Source organism: Thalassolituus hydrocarboniclasticus (genome assembly GCF_025345565.1).
GTDB classification, from domain to species: domain Bacteria; phylum Pseudomonadota; class Gammaproteobacteria; order Pseudomonadales; family Oceanobacteraceae; genus Venatoribacter; species Venatoribacter hydrocarboniclasticus.
Map to the genome: position 1 here is coordinate 1,033,865 of NZ_CP054475.1, position 20,907 is coordinate 1,054,771.

22 protein-coding genes and 1 riboswitch are annotated in these 20,907 nt (G+C 55.1%); of the genes, 5 read left to right on the forward strand and 17 right to left on the reverse strand.

All coding sequences use genetic code 11. The features are described 5' to 3' along the window. Positions 1-754 precede the first annotated feature (754 nt). From HUF19_RS04570 to HUF19_RS04620, 11 genes are all read right to left on the reverse strand, one after another. The gene (locus HUF19_RS04570; RefSeq protein ID WP_260998701.1) at positions 755-1,378 is read right to left on the reverse strand and encodes a DUF998 domain-containing protein; all 624 of its coding nucleotides are present in this window, start codon (positions 1,376-1,378) and stop codon (positions 755-757) included. Between the two features lie 315 nt (positions 1,379-1,693). Further along, entirely contained in the window at positions 1,694-2,293 is a 600-nt protein-coding gene (locus HUF19_RS04575) for a pentapeptide repeat-containing protein (RefSeq protein WP_260998702.1), read from the reverse strand. 183 nt (positions 2,294-2,476) lie between these two features. Next, positions 2,477-2,809 (reverse strand): hypothetical protein, encoded by a 333-nt coding sequence (locus HUF19_RS04580; protein ID WP_260998703.1) that lies wholly within the window; start codon positions 2,807-2,809, stop codon positions 2,477-2,479. Further along, a complete protein-coding gene (locus HUF19_RS04585) occupies positions 2,809-3,609 on the reverse strand; it encodes a TatD family hydrolase (protein WP_260998704.1) in 801 nt (266 codons plus the stop codon). Before HUF19_RS04585 ends, HUF19_RS04580 begins: the two co-directional genes overlap by 1 nt. A gap of 210 nt (positions 3,610-3,819) precedes the next feature. After that, on the reverse strand, positions 3,820-4,578 hold the full coding sequence (locus HUF19_RS04590) for a hypothetical protein (protein ID WP_260998705.1): 759 nt from the start codon (positions 4,576-4,578) through the stop codon (positions 3,820-3,822). A 315-nt stretch (positions 4,579-4,893) separates the two neighbouring features. Then, positions 4,894-5,469 (reverse strand): lysophospholipid acyltransferase family protein, encoded by a 576-nt coding sequence (locus HUF19_RS04595; protein WP_260998706.1) that lies wholly within the window; start codon positions 5,467-5,469, stop codon positions 4,894-4,896. A 168-nt stretch (positions 5,470-5,637) separates the two neighbouring features. Then, on the reverse strand, positions 5,638-6,036 hold the full coding sequence (locus tag HUF19_RS04600; protein WP_260998707.1) for a VOC family protein: 399 nt from the start codon (positions 6,034-6,036) through the stop codon (positions 5,638-5,640). Positions 6,037-6,176: 140 nt separating this feature from the next. Then, the gene (locus tag HUF19_RS04605; RefSeq protein ID WP_260998708.1) at positions 6,177-6,647 is read right to left on the reverse strand and encodes a 6,7-dimethyl-8-ribityllumazine synthase; all 471 of its coding nucleotides are present in this window, start codon (positions 6,645-6,647) and stop codon (positions 6,177-6,179) included. 88 nt (positions 6,648-6,735) lie between these two features. After that, a riboswitch (FMN riboswitch) is annotated at positions 6,736-6,892 on the reverse strand. 160 nt (positions 6,893-7,052) lie between these two features. Next, a complete protein-coding gene (locus HUF19_RS04610) occupies positions 7,053-8,078 on the reverse strand; it encodes a succinylglutamate desuccinylase/aspartoacylase family protein (protein WP_260998709.1) in 1,026 nt (341 codons plus the stop codon). Positions 8,079-8,116: 38 nt separating this feature from the next. Beyond that, positions 8,117-9,019, reverse strand: coding sequence for a 30S ribosomal protein S6--L-glutamate ligase (gene rimK, locus HUF19_RS04615; RefSeq protein WP_260998710.1), 903 nt, complete (start codon positions 9,017-9,019; stop codon positions 8,117-8,119). 121 nt (positions 9,020-9,140) lie between these two features. Then, complete coding sequence (locus tag HUF19_RS04620; protein ID WP_145469599.1) at positions 9,141-9,419, reverse strand: peptidylprolyl isomerase; 279 nt, start codon at positions 9,417-9,419, stop codon at positions 9,141-9,143. A gap of 124 nt (positions 9,420-9,543) precedes the next feature. On the opposite strand from HUF19_RS04620, the gene upp reads away from it, so the two are divergent. Next, the gene (gene upp, locus HUF19_RS04625; protein WP_260977501.1) at positions 9,544-10,170 is read left to right on the forward strand and encodes a uracil phosphoribosyltransferase; all 627 of its coding nucleotides are present in this window, start codon (positions 9,544-9,546) and stop codon (positions 10,168-10,170) included. 20 nt (positions 10,171-10,190) lie between these two features. After that, positions 10,191-11,489, forward strand: a complete 1,299-nt coding sequence (locus HUF19_RS04630) for a uracil-xanthine permease family protein (RefSeq protein ID WP_225692301.1) — start codon at positions 10,191-10,193, stop codon at positions 11,487-11,489. Positions 11,490-11,580: 91 nt separating this feature from the next. On the opposite strand, the gene HUF19_RS04635 is transcribed toward HUF19_RS04630, so the two are convergent. Further along, positions 11,581-12,369, reverse strand: coding sequence for an energy transducer TonB (locus tag HUF19_RS04635; RefSeq protein WP_260998711.1), 789 nt, complete (start codon positions 12,367-12,369; stop codon positions 11,581-11,583). A 194-nt stretch (positions 12,370-12,563) separates the two neighbouring features. Between HUF19_RS04635 and HUF19_RS04640 the strand changes: the two genes are divergently transcribed. Together HUF19_RS04640 and HUF19_RS04645 are read left to right on the forward strand one after the other, a co-directional pair. Then, entirely contained in the window at positions 12,564-13,166 is a 603-nt protein-coding gene (locus tag HUF19_RS04640; protein ID WP_145469595.1) for a peroxiredoxin, read from the forward strand. A 494-nt stretch (positions 13,167-13,660) separates the two neighbouring features. After that, a complete protein-coding gene (locus HUF19_RS04645) occupies positions 13,661-14,542 on the forward strand; it encodes a TIGR02285 family protein (protein WP_260998712.1) in 882 nt (293 codons plus the stop codon). A 21-nt stretch (positions 14,543-14,563) separates the two neighbouring features. On the opposite strand, the gene HUF19_RS04650 is transcribed toward HUF19_RS04645, so the two are convergent. The 5 genes from HUF19_RS04650 to bioF all read right to left on the reverse strand — a co-directional run bounded on the left by HUF19_RS04650 (position 14,564) and on the right by bioF (position 19,260). Then, positions 14,564-15,610 (reverse strand): cyclic nucleotide-binding domain-containing protein, encoded by a 1,047-nt coding sequence (locus HUF19_RS04650; RefSeq protein WP_260998713.1) that lies wholly within the window; start codon positions 15,608-15,610, stop codon positions 14,564-14,566. A gap of 98 nt (positions 15,611-15,708) precedes the next feature. Continuing rightward, complete coding sequence (gene bioD, locus HUF19_RS04655; protein ID WP_260998714.1) at positions 15,709-16,428, reverse strand: dethiobiotin synthase; 720 nt, start codon at positions 16,426-16,428, stop codon at positions 15,709-15,711. A gap of 17 nt (positions 16,429-16,445) precedes the next feature. Then, entirely contained in the window at positions 16,446-17,276 is an 831-nt protein-coding gene (bioC, locus tag HUF19_RS04660; protein ID WP_260998715.1) for a malonyl-ACP O-methyltransferase BioC, read from the reverse strand. Next, a complete protein-coding gene (locus tag HUF19_RS04665; RefSeq protein WP_260998716.1) occupies positions 17,273-18,073 on the reverse strand; it encodes an alpha/beta fold hydrolase in 801 nt (266 codons plus the stop codon). Before HUF19_RS04665 ends, bioC begins: the two co-directional genes overlap by 4 nt. After that, positions 18,070-19,260 carry an 8-amino-7-oxononanoate synthase gene (bioF, locus tag HUF19_RS04670; RefSeq protein WP_260998717.1) on the reverse strand — a complete coding sequence of 397 codons (1,191 nt, stop codon included), beginning with the start codon at positions 19,258-19,260 and terminating at the stop codon, positions 18,070-18,072. Before bioF ends, HUF19_RS04665 begins: the two co-directional genes overlap by 4 nt. 272 nt (positions 19,261-19,532) lie before the next feature. Here bioF and bioA point away from each other — a divergent pair, with 272 nt between their 5' ends. Then, on the forward strand, positions 19,533-20,858 hold the full coding sequence (gene bioA, locus HUF19_RS04675) for an adenosylmethionine--8-amino-7-oxononanoate transaminase (RefSeq protein WP_260998718.1): 1,326 nt from the start codon (positions 19,533-19,535) through the stop codon (positions 20,856-20,858). Positions 20,859-20,907 lie beyond the last annotated feature (49 nt).

A 20,907-nucleotide genomic window follows, 5' to 3' on the forward strand; every position in this document is an offset into this window, starting at 1 on the left:
ATGAAAATGAAGCTAGCAGTTTATTTATAGGCATGCCATTAACATACCTAAGCCCTTATTCAGATTCTCAGTCTGGCCCACTGTCCGGGCAGTAAAAATCATCGTTATTTTCTTTCTTGTCAGGATGTAAACGCGCATGCGCGCTTTTATCCTGAACCGTTCTTTACATTTTGCGCGTTATCACTTTTCGCAGAATCCTAAGTGATTGATTTTCTTGCCTTCTTTCTGGACCGAAGGAGTCAGTCCGCGCATGCGCGTTTTGCTAATGGTGCGTAAACGCGAATCAAATTTCGTAAACAGTAAAATATACTGGTTGTTCGTACATTATTTTGCTTTGGTGATTTTCAGTGCTTTCCGGCAGTAAAAATCGTTCAGGTGATGCTTGTAGTTCAGTCACGCTGCCGCCCATCCTTATAAACGCCGGGCAGGAATCGCGTGGTTTTATCATTCGGGGTTGTAAGCGGGGAGGACGGTCGTTTTGATTGTAAGTGCTGGCTCTGTTGTATGAACGATCTGACGCATCCCTGCTGTGATCCGAGAGTACTGAAGTTTTGGGATGAGTTCAATAATTGATAAAACTGGTTACAACTGGCAAAAGGCGACAATATCTGAGATCACCTGATCATAAGGCGGCAACTCAGAACGCAACGCCTTCTAACACCAACAAAAACGACTGCAGAGACAGCCGTCTAATATCCTCTTAGGCGGCAGGCACTACTATGCAGAGCGCAGTAGTGAGTCAGGGTTTTAATGTTCATGCGATCATGAAAGCTGAATAAACAAACAGCCAGAGAATCTGGAAGCCGTAGCTCAGCCGCTGGTGAGTGCCCGGGTTGGTTCTTTCTTTAAAAGATACGCTCAGCTGGTATGAAAAATAGAAGCAACCGAGCAGGCAGATGAATGAGAAGACCCGGATGGCTGTCGGGTAGGTATCCGAAAATACAGCAATTGCCGGAGCAATAATAAATGATAACAACATAACCACCCCTGACCATGAATGAACCTGGCAAGGTATGGTTGGTGTCGTTGTATATGGGTCTGCATCCATGGGGAAAAAGCCACAAATCCAGGTACTTAACCCATGAATTATAACCATAATACCGATAGCAACGGTCGCGGTGTTCTCTGTATAGGTGCTGATCAGGTAATAACCGCAGAGAATGAACAGGAAACCTAAGGGGTAGTTATTGATAAGTGGTGAGAGTTTCTGGGTTGCACTACCTGCCGCTCCCAGCTCACTGCAGAACTGTCGGGAATGACTGTAGTTGGGATAGAAGAGGGAGGCGATATATACACCAGCTATGATCCAGATGGAGGCAATGATTCCTGCGTAAGCAATAAAGTCCGGCAAGTTAAATATCCTTCTGTTGTCGCTCATGTTGCATGAGTATGCCCGTCATGCTGGCTATATTGTACCGGCTGCTTTGGGGTATACCGCTTAACACCGCTGCCAGCGTATTTTTACCGCGGTCATACTGTATGCTGTTGATTCGTTAGTCAATGTTGCCCGGAGCTTGTGGAATTCTGTTGCTGGTCGGATTCAGCATTGTACGTTTGGCTGTACTGAAGTTCCTGCCTGTTGTCAGGATATGTTTACAGGACCGTGTCCGCTTTATCTGCATATTAGTCTGCATTGTGTGCTCTTCGTCGGCAGCGGTATTTGTTGTGTCATTGTGTGCAATATTGCTGCAGATTAATCCACCAGATTAATCCCCAGACTCTCCAGCAGATTTAACGCTTCATAGCGGCTGAAGGTCGCATTAGTCAGATTATTATCCAGTACATCGATATTAAAATTAACCGATTCACTCAGGTCTGCACCGCTTAAATTGGTGCGGCCAAACAGGCTGTGGGTAAAGTCGCAGTAGGTAAGGCGGGCATTGTTCAGCTGGGTTTCGCGCAGGTCAACATCGTGGGCTTTGCATTCTTCCATAACCACTTCGTGCAGGTTCAGCCCGAGGAAGGAGGAGTCGTTCAGTATGCAGTGGTAAAACTTCAGTTCAGGGTGAAACTGGTAGCCGGACCATTGAGCGCGGGTCCAGTCGATACCAACCATTTTGCATTCGCGGAAGGTGACTTCTGTAAAGCGGCTTTGCGGAATTTTAATCAGGCTCAGATTGCAGCGGGTAAAGCGGCAGTTAATAAACTTACAGCTTTTAAATACGCTGTGGGAGAAATCGCAATCGCTGAATTCACATTCTTCAAATTCGCTGTTGTTTATCTGTTCGTCACACAGCTCCAGATTGCTGAACTGTTCTTCAAAATACTGGCTGGTGCTGGTCAGGCTGCTCACGACATTCTCCGCGGTTGTTTTGTCTTCGGTTGTCCGGCTAACAGCCCTGATGGTAATGCAGAAAGGCTGTTACTGCACGGCTGTTACTGCATGCCGCAGTGAATACCCTGTTGCAGCAGCAGTGACTATTATCAGCGCTTGCGGGCTTGTTATTGCGTTAAAAATCAGAGCAACGCCGAGCGGTTATTCCGATGGTTTATTCACATCAACCAGCAGCCATGCGGCGTAGGCGATGATAATGGTGGGGAAATACAATATGCGCGAATACCAGTAACCGAAGTCTTCACCGAAAAAGGTATAGGCGGGAACGACGGTGAGCATCGCGGTAACAAAGGCGATATAGAAAAAGCGCGGCGCATGCCAGCGCAAACTGGTTATCGGATATTTTTCATAGCTGAACGCCCAGTGCGCCCACAGGCGTGATGCGCTGTAAACCAGCACGCCGAAGGCCAGCAACCAGAGCCAGTCGCTGGCGCCGAGTTCACTGAGCTGGCAATCGGGCAGGCAGCTGAACATCAAAAGAATTCGCGCAGGGAGTTCTGGTAGGTCTGGGTTAACACTTCTTCAACGCTCAGGCCTTTTACCTCAGCAATTTTTTCGGCAATAAAAGGCAGGTATTTCGGAGCATTTTCCATACCGCGGAATGGAATCGGCGTGAGGAAAGGTGCGTCGGTTTCCAGCAATAAATTGCTCAGCGGGGTGGCGGCAACCACTTCGCGCACGTTGTCGGCTTTATTAAAGGTAACGATGCCGTTAATTCCGAGACAAAAGCCCAGTTCAACCGCCAGCTGTGCCAGTTCCATGCCGGAGGTAAAACTGTGTACCACGCCTTTACGTTTCATCTGTGGGGCGTATTCGCGCAGTATGGCCATGGTATCTTCGTCGGCTTCGCGGGTATGAATCACCACCGGTAACTCACTTTCTGCTGCCAGTTGCAGCTGGCGGGCAAATACCTGGCGCTGAACGGTCCGGTCGCAGTGGTCGTAGTAATAATCGAGACCAATTTCACCCACGGCGACGACTTTGTCGTGGATCGCATGGGTGCGGATATAGCCTTCGGCGGCGTCATCAAACAGCGCGGCTTCGTGCGGGTGCACGCCCAGGGTGGCGTACAGGTCGGCGTGGGCTTCTGCCAGTGCCAGCGCCTTGGGCATATTGTCCGGCTCAACACTGATGGTCATAAAGCGCTCTACGCCAATGGTGCGGGCGGCGCTGAGAATATCGTCGGCGCTGCCTTCTTTCAGATAATCGAGGTGAAAGTGGGTTTCGATAATGGGCAGGCCATAGGCCGGAATGTCACGACGCTTTTTACTCATAAGGGTTCTTTCTGATCTCTGCAGACCTCCGGTGCGAAGGCTTGGCGTTCCGGAGTATGAAAAACGGCCATTATACCGCGTGCAGAGAGGAATTTCTGTGTCTGTGGGAAGCGCTGCCGGCTGACGGCGGGGAGAGGATGGTTGAGCCGTTGTCAGGGAGCGCTCAGTCCGGACGGCCGGATGAGCGCTCTCTGGTTATTCAGAGGTGCCTTAATTAAACAAACGACGCAGCTGTTCGCCGATGGCCGCTTTGGCATCGTTCATTAAGGGTGAACCGTGGGCGGCGAGCAGATGGTCAAAATCCAGATTCATCAGGCGGTTAAAATCCGCCTCCATAGTCTGGCCTTTCGGGGTTACACGTTTCAGCCACGGCTTGCCGATATTCAGCCCCGGTTTAAAACCCATAACGCGCAAGGCCAGACGGCTGAACAGGCTGGTGTAATTCCAGTTATCCAGATATTGCAGGGAATCGGTGGTCAGCAGACACTTGTGCTTGGTTAACAGCAACGCTGCTTCCGGGTATTGGGCGTTATCGAAGATAAATAACTCAGCGTGCGGGAAAGGCATGGCCAGACCGGTTTTAAGGTGCACGTTTGCGCGTGGGTTTTTGTAGGTGCTCTGGCCAGGCTGACACCAGAAGCGCGCCTGATATTTGTCGACGTAGTACTGATCATCCAGACCATGAAAATCGCCGAGGCGGAATACATGGGTCACACGGCCCAGCTTTTCCAGTTTGCGCTCTTCGGTTTCGTTGAGGCGTACCGGGTTAATCAGGGTCAGCTCATGGCGGTTGCGGATAATCACCATATTACGGTTCATGCTCATGCCGGGACCAACGCGGATGCTGCCCTGCACCCAGAAAATATCCCAGAAAAGCTGCTCTATCTGGCCGTGAGGATAAGCCGGGGCATAGCTCTGGCGTGGTTGAGTGGTCGCACGGGACAGTTCTGAATTCAGTGTGGCAGTCATGGCGTTCTTCCTGCGTTTATAGGTATACGTGTGAAAATGATCGGCACGAACAGCGGCCGCAGGGAAATACTAACGGCATTTGGCGGAAGAAAATTACGTAAAGTGACAATTTTTGTCACATTGAGCTTAAAGTGTGACGAATTTTGTCAGGGTGTTGGGCTCAGCGGGTCAGGATAAGGATCTGTGTTGGTTTTTGTCCTGTGACGGGCAGGGGTCCGATGGGAATAAAAACACAGATTTTGTGCGGGTTTTACGGCTGTCGGGCATAAAAAAAGCGCAGGCGGAATGCACTGCGCTTTGCTGCTGGACGGTCAATTACTGTCCGGCTTTTTTGCCGCTCATCGGCGCGTAGACTGCCTGAATAGCCTGCATATCGGCGTCGATATCGCCTGTGGTGTGGAATACACCAGCAATGCCGCCGGTTTTGTTCGGGTAATCGAGAAAGCCCATCAGCACCGGCACGCCGGCGTTATGGGCAATATGATAAAACCCGGTTTTCCAGTAGGTTACCTTTGAGCGGGTGCCTTCCGGCGGCACGATCAGAAACAGCTGTTCGTTGCTGTTAATGGCATCGACCGAGGCCTGCACCATGTTGTTGGCTTTTGAACGATCAACAGGAATACCGCCCATCCACATCATCAGGCCGCGGAAGGGTGGTTTGAAAATCTGCTCTTTACCCATCCAGTAAATTTTTACCCGGAAGACAAAAGCGATCATCAGCATAAAGGGCAGATCCCAGTTGCTGGTGTGCGGTGCGGCAATCATCACGCATTTTTTTAAGTCAGGTGGAATGCTGCCCACGCTTTTCCAGCCGGCCAGCTTCAGAAAAGCAATGGAGCCCCAGCGCAGCAGGGTTTTCAGGATGGGGGTATCGAACATGGTACGGTGCATAGCGGCCCTTTTCTGGTAATAAGGGCCTGGATGACGGACGGCGTAAGCGCGACAGCCCGGAGGATATCCAGGCCCGGAAAATGCGGCAATCATATAGCAATGGTACAGAGGTGCCACTGCTTTACATCAAGTTGCCGCGCTAAACCGCCTTTTGGCGGGTGCAGAAGCTCAGCTGTTCGGCATTTCCATATACATCAGCTCCCAGGTGTGGCCGTCGGGATCTTCAAAGGCCAGGCCGTACATGGGTCCCTGATCCTGTCCCGGGCGGGCAATGCGTCCACCGTTATCTTCGGCCGCCTGGCCGATGGTATCGACTTCGGTGCGGCTGCTGCAGCTCAGGCACAGTAATACTTCGCTGCTGGTCTGGGCATCGCACAGACTCTTGGAGGTGAACTGCGAATAGAATTCCGGCTTCAGCAGCATGGCGAAGATGTTGTCGGCAATGACCACGCAGACAGCCACTTCATTACTGAATTGCTCGTTAATGCTGAAACCCAGGGCGGTAAAAAACTGGCGCGAACGCTGGATGTCGCTGACGGCGAGATTCACAAAAATCTGACGGCTCATGGCTGTGCTCTTGTTATGGATGAGAGCGCTATTGTTAGCAGATTTTTGCGGCAGAAAAAATCCACAACCGGAATCGCTTTCTGGCTGGCTAGCGGCCGCTGCAGATGCAGAACGGCCGCCGGGAGTGGCTTAGTATCTGATTAAACGGCTTTGGCACTGGCGGTTAAACGCATGGCCTGATCGGCGGCGTTAGCCAGTTCCTGCCCTTTCACCACAAAGTGACGGGCATAGTAGTTTTTATGCTCGTCGTGCTCGTGAAAATTGTGCGGGGTCAGTACCGCGGTCAGTACCGGTACTTCGGTTTCCAGCTGCACCTGCATCAGGCCGTTACAGACGGCGGCGGCAACGAAGTCGTGGCGGTAAATACCACCGTCGACCACCAGAGCGCTGGCGGCAATGGCGCTGTAGCGTCCGCTCTTGGCCAGCAGTTTAGCCTGCAGGGGAATTTCGTAGGCGCCGGGAGCGGCAATCACATCAATATTGCTGATGTCGTAACCACGGCTGGCGAGTTCGTCTTTAAAACCATCCAGACACTTGAGCACGATGTCGGTGTGCCAGGAAGCGTGAATAAAGGCGATGCGTTGTTGCTGAGGATTAAAAGTGTTGTTCATTGGCTCTGATTCTTCTTTAAATGCTGATTAGAATCAGGGCGAACGGGCAGACAAAAGCACGGACAGAGGCGGGCCTCTGTGCTGTCTGACACGCTCTCTCTTATCCGGACTATACCGTCGGCTCCGGAGTTACACCGGATCTGCTGACCTTGCTGATGGTTAAACCGCCGGCAAGCGCTCGCGGGCTTCAGCTTAAAAACGCTGTTACCGCCGGTGGGGAATTTCACCCCGCCCCGAGAACGATGCGCTCTCAGCAGGCTGAGACCGCGGCGGCAATATAGGGAGTTTGGCAGAAAGAGTCAAAGGCAGCGGGCGCAACGCATTGTTGCGTCGGATGCCCGATGGCACCGGATACTTAGTTGCGCCCGTGCTGTTTTTACTGCACCAGAACAGGCAGGCCGGGCATCAGCTCAGGGCTTCGTCCGGCAGCAGATCCTGCAGCTGTTCGATACCTTCGACCACATCATCAGGCTGATGGAAATAGGCCACGTGGTACATGGCTTCGCCTTCCTGCACCAGCGGGATATTGGTTTTGCCGATAATAATGCCTTCGTAACGCGAGCGGACTTCGTCCAGTACGGTGCCGTACGGGTCGCGGATGGTGGCGAGTAATTCCTGCTTCTGAACGCGGTCACCGAGTTCTTTATTGTGCTGCACAAAGCCGCTGTCGGTAGCGCGTTCCCAGGCGCTGGTGCGTGCCGTGACCGGCTCCAGCACATGGGATTTTTTCGCCCGGCTGCGCGGCAGCATACCGAGATAGCGCATCACATTAATGGTGCCGCGTTCACCGGCACGGATGCACAGCTCGTCGTAACGCAGGGCTTCGCCGGCTTCGTACAGCAGAATACGCACGCCGTGGTCGGCGGCGGCTTCACGCAGCGAGCCATCGCGCAGGTTGGAATTCAGCAGTACCGGAACACCAAAGGCGCTGGCCATGGCGGCGGTTTCTTCATCGTCGAGGTTGGCGCGGATCTGCGGCAGGTTCGAACGGTGAATGGCGCCGGTATGAAAGTCGATGCCGTAATCGCATTTGCTGACGATTTCTTCGAGAAACATGTTCGCCATACGCGCCGCCAGCGAGCCTTTTTTACTGCCGGGAAAAGAGCGGTTTAAATCGCGGCGGTCGGGCAGATAACGGCTGTGGTTTATTACGCCGTATACATTCACCACCGGTACTGCGATTAACGTACCGCGCAGGCTGTTGAGTTTGCGCGAATTAATCAGCCGCTGAATGATCTCGATGCCATTCAGCTCGTCGCCATGAATAGCGGCGCTGATAAATAAGGTCGGGCCGGGGCGTTTGCCTCGTTTAACAAACACCGGCATAGAGACGGAATTGTCGGTGTATAAACGCCCGACCGGTAATTCGATTTTCTGGCTTTCGCCGGGAGCGATACTGACCCCGGCAATTTCAATACTTCGCTTTGGCATGCTTTCCCTGATCGTTTTTTATAAACCCGGCGCGGGCATTAACCCTGACCGCGGGTTTTGGTACTGCCGCGGGCTGATTTTTCCAGAAACTGGAACACCATACCGGCAACGTCTTTACCGGTGGCGGTTTCAATGCCTTCGAGACCCGGAGAGGAGTTTACTTCCATCACCACCGGACCATTGTTGGAGCGCAGAATATCCACACCGCACATATTCAGGCCCATGGCCTTGGCGGCGTCGATGGCGGTTCTGCGCTCAGCTGCCGATAAGCGTACGATTTCGGCACTGCCGCCACGGTGCAGGTTGGAGCGGAATTCACCTTCGGCGGCCTGACGCTTCATCGCCGCGACAACTTTACCGCCAACCACTAAACAGCGGATGTCGGCACCGCCGGCTTCTTTAATAAATTCCTGCACCAGAATGTTGGCGTTCAGGCCCATAAAGGCTTCGATAATGCTTTCCGCGGCTTTTTTGGTATCGGCCAGTACCACGCCGATGCCCTGGGTGCCTTCCAGCAATTTGATCACCAGCGGCGCGCCGCCGACGTTTTTGATCAGGTCGTCAACGTTATCCGGACGGTGGGCAAAGCCGGTACGCGGCAGGCCGATACCTTTACGTGACAGTAATTGCAGCGAACGCAGCTTATCGCGCGAGCGGCTGATGGCGACGGATTCGTTAATGGAATAGGTGCCCATCATTTCAAACTGGCGCACCACCGCCGTACCGTAGAAGGTGACGGAGGCGCCGATGCGCGGAATCACCGCATCGTACTGCGGCAGGGCGTCACCTTTGTAACGCACCGTCGGCTTGTTACTGGTGATGTCCATATAGCAGTGCAGGGTGTCGATAATATCGACCTCATGCCCACGTTGCTCCCCCGCTTCTTTCAGACGACGGGTCGAATAAAGATTGGGATTACGGGAAAGAATGGCGATACGCATAGCGGCTTCCGGAAGCTGAAAATAAAGCGCTTAGTCTGCGCTGACGGATGGCAAATGTCATCATAGGCAGAAAAAGATAGTTACAGACAGGGCAGAGGCAGGGGCGGGCATTGCCACTGCCTCAGTTACGGTAAATAGTCTCGATCAGATGGTAGCCAAAGCGGGTTTTAACCGGCCCCTGTACTTTTAACAGCGGCCCTTTGAACACCACATCGTCAAAGGCTTTGACCATATCGCCTTTGTTGAACTCACCCAGGCTGCCACCGTTTTTCTTGCTCGGGCAAATGGAGTGTTGTTTGGCCAGTTTGCTGAAGTCCGCTCCTTTATCGAGCAATTGCTTCAGTTTGTCGGCTTCTTCTTTGGTTTTTACCAGAATATGGCGGGCACAGGCGCGGGGCATACTTACCTCGGATTCAGTCTATCAGGCCAATCTGACCATTCGGTTAAATTTTGCGTCGCGCAGGATCAGGTGCTGTGCGAAAATTGCGCCCGTTATTGTACCCGAAAGACAGAATGAGGCATGCATGAGCGTACATGAGATCCGCCACCCCCTGGTGCAGCATAAAATTGGTTTGATGCGATCCAAATCAATGAGCACCCGCACCTTCCGCCAATTGGCGGCTGAAGTCGGCAACCTGCTGACCTACGAAGCAACCAAAGATATGGAACTGGAAACCTACACCCTCGATGGCTGGTGTGGTCCGGTTGAAGCGGAGCGGATTCGCGGCAAAAAAATCACCGTTGTACCGATTCTGCGTGCCGGTCTGGGCATGCTGGACGGCGTGCTGGAGCTGGTGCCCAGTGCCAAGATCAGCGTTGTCGGCCTGTACCGCGATGAAGAAACCCTGGAGCCGGTGAGCTACTTCGACAAGCTGGCCGGTGATATCGACCAGCGTATGTCACTGATTGTTGACCCTATGCTGGCGACTGGCGGTTCGATGGTGGCAACCATTGATCTGTTAAAACAAGCCGGTTGTACCAGCATCCGCGCGCTGGTGCTGGTAGCCGCACCGGAAGGTATTAAAAAGGTTCAGGATGCGCACCCGGATGTGGATATTTATACCGCATCGGTGGACAGCCATCTGAATGAGCAGGGGTACATTATCCCTGGTCTGGGCGATGCCGGTGACAAGATCTTCGGCACGAAATAATTAAAATCAGGGGAGTTTCTATGCGGGACAATACAGAAGATCTGTATCGCGGCTGGCGTATGGTGCTGGCGGGCATGCAAATGCTGTTTGTGGCCTTCGGCGCACTGGTGCTGGTGCCGTTGATTACCGGCCTCGATCCGAGTGTGGCGCTGTTTACCGCCGGTATCGGTACGCTGATTTTTCAGTTCACCACCAAGCGTTCAGTGCCGGTTTTTCTGGCCTCATCGTTTGCCTTTATTGCGCCGATTCTGTTCAGCGTAAAAACCTGGGGCATGGCGGCTACCATGGGTGCGCTGTTCTGCGCCGGTATGGTTTATGTCGCGCTGTCGGCTCTGGTGGCATTGCGTGGCCCGGGTTTCCTGCATCGTTTACTGCCGCCGGTGGTTACCGGTCCGATCATTATGGTGATTGGTCTGGGCTTAGCTCCTATCGCGGTGAATATGGCGATGGGTAAGGCCGGTGATGCGTCAGCAGAACTCTTCCCCTATGCCGATGCCATGTGGGTATCGATGCCTGCCCTGATTACCACCTTGCTGGTGGCTACTCTGGCGAAAGGTATTTTCCGTCTGGTGCCGATTCTGGCCGGTGTGGCGGTGGGTTACACCATCGCGGCGTTTACCGGCATGGTCGATCTGACAGCTGTGGATGCCAGCCCCTGGGTTAAGTTACCGCAGTTTGTGACGCCGGAATTTCAGCTGGCGGCCATTCTGTTTATGATTCCGGTGGCCATTGCGCCGGCGATTGAACACGTTGGTGACGTTCTGGCCATCGGCAGTGTGACCGGTAAAAACTACGTGCAGAAGCCTGGTCTGCACCGCACTCTGCTGGGCGATGGTCTGGCGACTTCTGCGGCGTCTCTGTTTGGCGGCCCGCCAAATACTACCTACTCCGAAGTGACCGGTGCGGTGATGCTGACCAAAGCCTTTAACCCGGTAGTAATGACCTGGGCGGCGGTGTTTGCCATTGTGCTGGCATTCGTGGCCAAGTTTGGTGTGCTGCTGCAGACCATTCCGACGCCGGTGATGGGCGGTATTATGATTCTGCTGTTCGGCTCTATTGCCGGTGTCGGCATGAACATCCTGATCAAAGCCAAAGTCGATATGAGCGCGCAGCGCAATCTGGTGATAGTGGCGACCACGCTGGTATTCGGTATTGGTGGTATGGCAATTGGTTCTTCCGAGTTCCACCTGCAGGGCGTCAGCCTGTGTGGTGTGGTGGCGATTGTGCTGAACCTGCTGTTGCCGCATGAAAAAGCCGACGCTGAAGACCTGCATGAAGAGCAGGAAATTGTGGAAGATATTCTGGAACACAGTAAATAAGCTGTCGTTTCTTTTTATCTGCATTATCCGCAGAAAAATGGCCGCCTTTGCGGCCATTTTTTATGGGCTGTGTTCAGGGCATACCGCTGCGTTATTGCAGGGTGCGGATGGTCGGACGGAAGGTATACGACGCTGGTAATTCATCCGGCACTCTGGGGTAGGGGTTAGCGGCCAGTGCGGCTTTGACGGCCCAGTCGTCCATGATCGGGTCACCGCTGGAGCGGATAACCCGCACGTTGGTGGCCACCTGACGGTAACTTAAGGTCAGCTCCAGCCTTACGCTGCCACTGAATTGCGCCGGTGCAATTACCCGTTCGCGCAGATGCGCGAGCAGTTGCTGCTGGTAGCTGCGCTCCAGCGGATCGGCTGATAAATCTTCTTTCTCAGTGACCAGTCCGCTTTGCTTCTGGCTCGGTTGTTGCGCTGTCTGTGCGGTTGACTGCTGCGTTGGTTGTGGTGCGGATTGCGGCTCAGGTATTGGCTTCTGGGTTTGTTGTTTGGCAGTTTCTGTTTTTGCCTGAGGCTGCTTCTGAATCTGCTCCGGAGCTGTGTTTTGTTTCACCGCCGCGTTTTGCTTTAGCACTGCATTTTGCTTGAGAGCCGCGCTTTGGCTTTGAGCTGTCTCCTGAACCTGGGCTGTATGAACCTCAGCCGTCTGAACCTGAGCTGCGGCATCATCCTGCAAGGTCTGAGCGGTTACCTCTGGCTGGCGCAGTTCGGCATTAATTACGGGTTGGGTCTGTGCCGGTGTCAGCCGTACAGAGAAAGGCGCCGACAGCAGCAGGGCATGCAGCAGCAACGAGATAGCCACAGCCAGCAGCAAGCGCTGGTAGTGTCGCCGTTTCTGTGCCGGGAGTTTGCTGAAAAACCCTTCTGCCACAATCACTTACCCGTGTTATAGACAATTGCTATGGCTATGATTGGCAAAATTAATCATCGCCCTGATTCTCTGGCGGCGGCGGTATGCTTAGCCGGGAGCGCGTTGTATGATACCAGCTCTTTATGCTCCGGCTGCGCCGCAGGTGTTGTCCGGATAATACCGATAAATTTCAGAACTCACAGGGAGTAAGAAACATGAGCGTACTGGTAGGTAAAAAAGCACCTGACTTTACCGTTCCGGCTGTACTGGGCAACGGTACCATCGTTGATTCATACAACTTCGCAGAAGCAACCAAAGGCAAATACGCTCTGGTGTTCTTCTATCCACTGGATTTCACCTTCGTGTGCCCATCTGAGCTGATCGCTCTGGATCACCGTATGGCCAAGTTCGAAGAACTGGGCGTGGAAGTGATTTCTGTGTCTATCGACTCTCACTTTACCCACAACGCATGGCGTAACACGCCGGTTGCCAAAGGTGGTATCGGCGAAGTTAAGTACACCATGGCGGCTGACGTTGACCACGGTATCTGTAAAGCATACGACGTAGAAACTGCCGGTGGCGTTGCGCTGCGTGGTGCTTTCCTGATCGATAAAGAAGGTGTGGTACGTGCTGCCAACATCAACGACCTGCCACTGGGCCGTAACATCGATGAGCTGGTGCGTCTGGTTGAAGCTCTGCAATTCCACGAAGCGCACGGCGAAGTTTGCCCGGCTGGCTGGAACAAAGGCGACAAAGGTATGGACGCATCTCCTGAAGGTGTTGCCAAGTATCTGGCAGAAGAAGCCGGCAAACTGTAAGTTTTGCCCTTCTGAAAAAACCCGCCTTGTGCGGGTTTTTTTATGCCCGCCATCCGTGGCGGGCACCCTTCGGGCCGCGCTGAAGCGCGTTAAGCTATGCTCCTGCTGCGCTTTGATGGCGGCCATCCATGGCCGCCACCCTGCGGGCCATTGCTGCGCAATGTTGATCAACGCTCCCGGCGTTGATGCTATGCCCACAATCCGTGGCCAGTATTCAGAACAATCAGCCTTCGGGCCGCGCAGAAGCGCGTTAAGCTATGCTCCTGCTGCGCTTTGATGGCGGTCATCCATGGCCGCCACCCTGCGGGCCATTGCTGCGCAATGTTGATCAAAGCTCCCGGCGTTGATGCTATGCCCGCCATCCGTGGCGGGTATCCTGCGGGCCATTGCTGCACAATGTTGATGGTAAGCCTGCCATATATAGCGCCTGCATCCATGCCTGTTGCGCTGGTCTACGCTTAGATTCTGGTTATCGGCAAATAGCGGAGCTTTGTATGCGTTGGCTGTTAGCACTGGGCTTGCTGGCCCTGATGTCATCGATGCAGGCGCAGGAAACGCCTGTCGCAGATGAGCGTCCGCCGCTGCGCTGGATTGTGATGCCATATCCGCCGTTGCATATCAGTGAGGGGCCAATGGCGGGCAAGGGCATCGCTGATACTTATCTGGATCTGGTTATTGAAGCGATGCCACAGTATCGGCATGTGCGTGAGGAGATGACCCCGGCCCGTGCCTGGCAGCTGATCCGTGCCGGCGAAAATATCTGTCATCCGGGGGCGCTGTATACGCCGGAGCGGGCCAAATATACGCTGTTCAGTGATTCACCGGCGTTGTTTCCATCGCTGGCGTTTATGGTGCGGCTGGAAGATTACAAGGCGTTGTTTGCGCCGCAGATGACCATTGCAGCAGCAGATATGCTGGCGCGGACCAATTTGCGTTTGGGGCTGGTAGCTGACCGTTCCTATTATGTGTTTCTCGATAACCTGCTGAGTGCCGGCAATGTGTATCAGCGGGCGACGGTGCTCTCCAGTTTGCATGGGCCGCTGAGCCTGTACCGCATGCTGCAGTCGGGACGTATCGATTACATCATCGAATATCCCTGGATTAACCGCTATATGGTCGACACGATTCAGGCACCGGAGGCGCATGAGCTGGTGGCCCTGTCGATCCGCGAGTTACCACAGTTTGCCAAAGGCTATGTTGCCTGTCCGAAAACCCTCTGGGGAGAGCGGGTGATTATGGCGGTAAACCGCTGGGTAGCTGAGCAGAAAAATACCGAAACCAACCGTCAGCGTATGGCGGTTTGGCTCGACCGCAATACGCTGCCGCGTTATATGAAAGCGTATGAAGAAATGATTGCACCGGTAACCAGGCCCTGAAACGGTCTGGCAGGCGCTGCGTTATTCGCTGCGCTTCAGTACCCGCGCCTGATAACCGGCTTCGGTGAGGATATAGGCCGCGGCTTCTGCCCGGCCTTCACCGGTAATGACATAAACAAAGGCTTTGGATAATTCATTCAGACGGCTGCGCAGCTGTGCCAGTGGTATGGTTGTTGCGCGGTGAATCGGGCTGGCCGCGACTTCCTGTGGCAGGCGCACATCGAGCACCACGGTGCCGGTGTCACCTTCATCGATCAGGGCGCTGAGCTGGTTTTCGCTGACGTATTCAACCACTGGCGTTTTCAGCAGGGTGTCGAAGTCTTCTTTGGTTAATACCATCAACACGCCATTGCTGCTCATGGTAATGCTGGCATTACGCGGCAGATTACTGACCAGTGCGTCTTCACCAAACAGATCTCCGCTGCCAAGAGCGGCGAGGGTTTCCTGTTTGTTATTTACTTTACGGCTGACAATGGCCTTGCCGCTTTTGATCACATAGCACTCGTGGCCTTCTTCGCCCTCGTGGATGATTTCTTCACCGAGTGACACTTCACGTTCGTTAAAACGGGTCAGCAGCTTCTGGATATTGGCCGGTGGTACACGGTTAAACAGATCGGAAGTGAGCAGGCTTTCCAGCCAGTCGTGTTCAGTGTCTTCTTCCTGATCATAGGCCTGGCGTAACTCCGACCAGGTGGTGATCAGCTCCAGATACTGACGCTTGATGGCAAATAACTGGCAGGGCGATTGTGTGATGGCCGCATGGCGGTGAATCGGATGGCTGGCATCCAGGGCGAGAAAGTTTTCATCATCGTCGCCTTTAATCTGGGTAATACGGAACTGGTCATCGGCCAGGTCGACCGTTCCTTCAAGCAGAAAGTGACATTCGTCGTCTTCTTCACCACGTTTAAACAGAATCTTTTTATCGGCCAGCGAATAGGCACGGAAATGTGGCAACAGCTCGCTGACAGCATGGGCAGACAGCTCATCAAAAGGAATAAAGCGCTGAATCTGCTCTGTTGTAAGGGCCGTATCCGGCGCGCTTGCAGATGGATTGATGGAATCTTCCATGGTGTTTCTGGCCTGACCAATGACGAATGAAATAACACACGATGAATGTATTTTTGCACACTATCACAAAGCCTGCCGTTTTTTGCTGTGCCTGTTATTCACAATTTCAGGCCCGGCGGCCAATGCAGACGCGCAGAAACGCCCTGTAATTGTTGCTTATCTGTGCAATTCAGAGCGTCGATAGGCGGAATAACCCCCAGACAGGGAACATTCTGCTGGTTGAACCAGTGTTGCAGGAATTGCAGATTTTCCTCTGCCGCGGCCATACGCGGTGGCAGCTGGTTGGCCACCCAGCCGGCCAGCGCTAAGCCGGATTGCTGTATAGCGCGGGCACTGAGCAGTGCGTGGTTAATACAGCCCAGCTTCATACCCACCACCAGAATCACCGGGGCGCCCAGTGCACAGGCAAAATCGGCGAGGGTTTCTGCGTTATTTAATGGTACCAACCAGCCACCGGCGCCTTCGCATAACAGCAGATCCGGCTGCTGACGCAGGGCGGGCTGGCAGGCCTGCATCAGACTGTCCACGGTAAGTGTGCACTGCTCCTGTTGCGCGGCAATATGAGGTGCAATCGCTGCCTGCAGAGCGATGGGATTGTGGATGTTGTAATCCTGTGCCGGCTGGCTGTACTGCTGGTGCAGCAGGGCATCGCTGTTGCGCATCAGAGAAGAGGAAGGCTTACGTTCACAACCGGCGGCGACGGGTTTCAGGCCCAGGCAGGTTAAACCCTGCTGTTGTGCTTTCAGCAGATAGGCGGCACTGATCAGGGTTTTGCCGGCGTCAGTATCGGTGCCGGTAATAAAGAGGCGCTGTGTCATTTGGCTCTGTTCCCATTTTACTCTTTACGCAGCAGCAGCCACTGCACCTGATAGCTCAGCGGCAGCAGGCCATTGCGCTCACGCGGATAAGCGTTATCCAGCTGCTGCAATGCCCGGCCGCCGCCCAGGCCGCTTTTCCGGCCGGGGTTCACATTGGTGGCGCCAATGGCTTTGAGGTTGCGCAGCAGGCTGGTGAGTGAGTCGTAATGTTCCTGCAACAGACTCTGCTGCCGGCTGACGCTGCGCAACCCGGCCTGCAACAGCGCCTGCTGCAGGTCAGCGGCGCTGATGAAATTATTTACATGAGGTTTATCGTCGATACTGCGCCAGGCCTGTAACAGCTCCTGCTGAGTACCGGGCAGCAGCGTTGCCAGAGCCAGTGTGCCGCCGGGTTTCAGTACCCGCGCCCATTCCCGCAGGGTGCTGTGCGGCTGCTCGCTCCATTGCAGCATCAGGCTGGAAAACAGCCCATCGCAACTGGCATCGGCCAGAGGAATCTGGTCGGCATCGGCCTGTAACAGGGCTATGGCAGGACTGGCAAAGCGCCGCGCACTGCGGATCATGCCGCTGGCCAGATCAAGGCCGTAAACCTGTTGTGCGCCCAGCTGGTGCAGGCGTGGCAGGGTCTGGCCGGTGCCACAGCCAATATCCAGCCAGTGACCAAACAGCGGCCCGTTTACGCGCTGCAGACGGCTGAGCAATTGATTGCGCACCTGCAGCTGAATGCCTGCAGCCTGATCGTACGAGTGGGCGGCGCGGCTGAACTGCTGTGCCACCAGACGTTTATCACGCCGCAGCGTTATCGTGCTGTCGACGGGCGTCTGCAGAGAAAGACATTCAGCGTTCATACCTGTGCTCCGCTGACCGGTTTGAGCTGGCAGCACAAGGCCTGCAGCCGGGTTAACAGGGCGGCCTGTCCTTCAGGTTCGAGAAAAAAAGCATGACTGTGGCCGGGGCTGTAATACACCGGATTGAGTCCGCCGGCATTGAGCGCATCGTGGCTGCCGAGCCAGTGTTGTTCCTGCCTGACCCGCAGGCGGCTGCCGCTGGCAGGGTTAAGACGATAGCTGCGCAGCCAGTCGAGACCCGGCAGCAGGGTAGCCGGATCATTCAGCTGGTGGCTGGCAAGCAGGCGACTGAGTGGCCGTGCGTCAGCGGCGCCCTGAGTGCAGAGTGCGAGAAAGCGGCGCCGGGTTTTCTCCGGCTGTTGTTGCATATTCTGGCTGAACTGCTCCAGCAGGTCGGCATCCAGACCAAATTCATCCTCCGCCTGTAAACGGCAGAAAGCAGCGCTGGTGGCCAGCGTAATCAGGGTGGTATTGAGCGTTTTTTGCGTTGCTGATGCCGCTGCAGAAACAGACAGCGCCGTGCAGGCCAGCGCTCCGCCGAGTGACCAGCCGACCCAGATTGCCGGACGTTGCGGACTGACGGGAGCCTGATTGATCAGAGCCTGAGCGCATGTGTTGAAGTCACTGTTGTCTGCAACCCCTGTTGCGGAATAATCAAAGCCATAGTGCTGACCCGGCAGCTGGTTATAGAGCGGGGCAAAGACTTCCGGGGCAAAGCTCCAGCCCGGCAGCCAGAACCAGTCGGGGCCGGGATTTTCTGCCTGTAACAGGCGCCATGGGGAAACAGGCTGGTTCATGCACTGGCCTCCTGAACCGGCAGTAATTCGGCCAGGGCGTTTAACAGAAAGTCGATATCGCTCTGACGGTGTGCAGCACTCAGGGTTATGCGCAGGCGGGCGCTGCCGGCAGGTACGGTGGGTGGGCGGATGGCACTGACCCACAACCCGCGTTGCAGCAGCTGCTCAGAAAGTTGCAGGGCGCTACCGCTGTCACCGATCAGCAGCGGCTGAATGGCTGATTCTGACGGCATAAGCGATAAACCCAGACTGGCGGCCCGACGGCGGAAATAGCGGATATTGGCCTGCAGTTGCCGCTGACGGTCGCCCTGCTGCAGGCGTTTCAGGTTGGCCAGCATGGCTTCGGCCAGCGCCGGTGGCAGCGCGGTGGTGTAGATGTAAGGCCGGGCAAACTGGATCAGGTAATCGATAAGGTCAGCACTGCCGGCCACAAAAGCACCAAAACCGCCCAGCGCTTTGCCCAGAGTGCCGACGTACAGCGGCAGCTGTTGCGGACTGAGGCCAAAATGCGCCCGGACTCCCTGGCCTGCAGCGGGCTCGGTATTGGGTGTGCTGCCCAGTACGCCAAAGCCGTGGGCGTCGTCGATCATTAACAGGGCGTTGTGTTCGCTGCTCAGTTCGCTCAGGCGGCGGACGTCGGCCAGATCGCCGTCCATGCTGAAGATACTGTCGCTGACGATCAGACGTTCGCCGTTGGCCGGCACGCCCAGCAGCTGTTGCAGATGGTGGTAATCGGCATGGCGGTAACGGCTGAGTCTGGCGCGGCTGAGCAAGGCGCCATCCAGCAGTGAAGCGTGGTTGAGCTTGTCCTGCAGTACTTCGTCGCTGCGACCAGCGAGGGCGGCAATAGTACCGAGGTTTGCCATAAAGCCGGTTGAGAATAACAGCGCCCGCTCATAGCCACAGTGCGCGGCCAGTGCCTGCTCCAGCTCATGGTGGGCGCTGCTGTGGCCACATACCAGATGTGAAGCACCACTTCCCATCGCCCAGCGCTGTGCGGCATGGGCCAGATCATCAGCACCACAGGCGGCCAGACCAAGATAATCATTGGCGCAGAAGTTCAGCACCGGCTGGCCGTTGCGCAGGGTGTGTGTCTGCTGCACATCGCCCAGCAGAGCGCGCTGGCGCCACAGCTGCTGTTGCTGGCGTTCATGCAGGGCCTGTTGAATACGCTGGTTCCAGCTCATGCTGCCTGAGGGTGCCTTTTCTGAATGGGTTAAAGCCTGTCGCTGTTGCCGGCTCGCCTGTTGCTGTTGCCGACTCGCCTGCTTCAGTTGCCGGCTCGCCTGTTGCTGTTGCCGACTCGCCTGCTTCAGTTGCCGACTCGACAGGGGAGTTGCGGCTGATCATAATGCTGATAGTTAACCAGTCAATTTAAAAATGGTTTACAAGTTTACTGCGGAACGGTCCGGAGCCGGGTCTGCTTCGGCCTGGGTCTCTTCCACTGTCAGGAGTTGCTATGCATTTTTCCTCTGTTTCTCACTCAGCTTCTTCCGTGCTGCAATCGCAGCCCGATCTGGCTTTTGACCGTGAACACCTCTGGCATCCATACAGTTCTATGGCGGAGCCGGCGCAGGTGTGGCCGGTGGTTGCAGCGAAGGGCGTCAGGCTGCAGCTGGCGGATGGCCGCGAGCTGATCGATGGCATGGCGTCCTGGTGGTGTGCGGTACACGGCTATAACCATCCGCGTCTGAATGCTGCGCTGCTGGAGCAGGCTGAGCAGATGAGTCATGTGATGTTTGGCGGTCTGACGCACAGTCCGGCCATTGAGTTGGCACGCCGTCTGGTGGCGCTGACGCCGGCGGGGCTGGATAAGGTGTTTCTGGCGGATTCTGGCTCGGTGGCGGTGGAGGTGGCGCTGAAAATGGCGCTGCAGTATCAGCAGGCCCGCGGGCTGAGCGGTAAACATAAGATTCTGGCCCTGCAACGCGGCTATCACGGCGATACTTTGGGGGCGATGTCGGTATGTGATCCAACCCGTGGGATGCACCAGTTGTTTGCCGGTATTCTGCCGCAGCAATATTTTGTTCCGCCGCCGCAGACGGGTTTTTATGACGACTGGGATGCCGCCGACTGCAGCGCACTGGAGCAGGTGTTACAAAAGCATCATGCCGACATAGCCGCCCTGATTGTTGAGCCGGTGGTGCAGGGGGCCGGAGGCATGCGCTTCTATCACCCGCAGTACCTGCGCGAGGCGCGGCGCCTGTGTGATGAATACGACGTGCTGCTGATTGCCGATGAAATTGCCACCGGTTTTGGTCGCACCGGCCGTTTGTTTGCCTGTGAATGGGCCGGAATCACACCGGATATTCTCTGCCTTGGCAAAGCCCTGACCGGTGGTTATATGACACTGGCGGCAACGCTTACTACCTCACAGGTTGCGGAAACCATCAGTCGCGGTGAGGCCGGCTGTTTTATGCACGGCCCGACGTTTATGGGTAATCCGCTGGCTTGCCGGGTGGCCTGTGAAAGTATCGATTTGCTGCTGGAAAACGACTGGGCGGCGCAGGTCGCGTGTCTGGAGCAGGGACTGCTGTCGGGATTAATGCCGGCACGTCAGTTACCGGGAGTTGCTGATGTCCGTGTGTTGGGTGCTATTGGCGTGATCGAAATGCAGCGGCCGGTGAGCATGGCGCAACTGCAGCCAGCCTGTGTGGAACGCGGTATCTGGGTGCGGCCATTTGGTAATCTGCTGTATGTGATGCCGCCTTTTGTTATGGATGATAATGACTTGGCGCATTTAACCGCGGCCATGCTGTCTGCACTGCGTGTGCAGGTGCCATAACAAAAAAGAAGGAACCGCGCCGGGAGGAGAGAGTCTCAGACTGACGTAT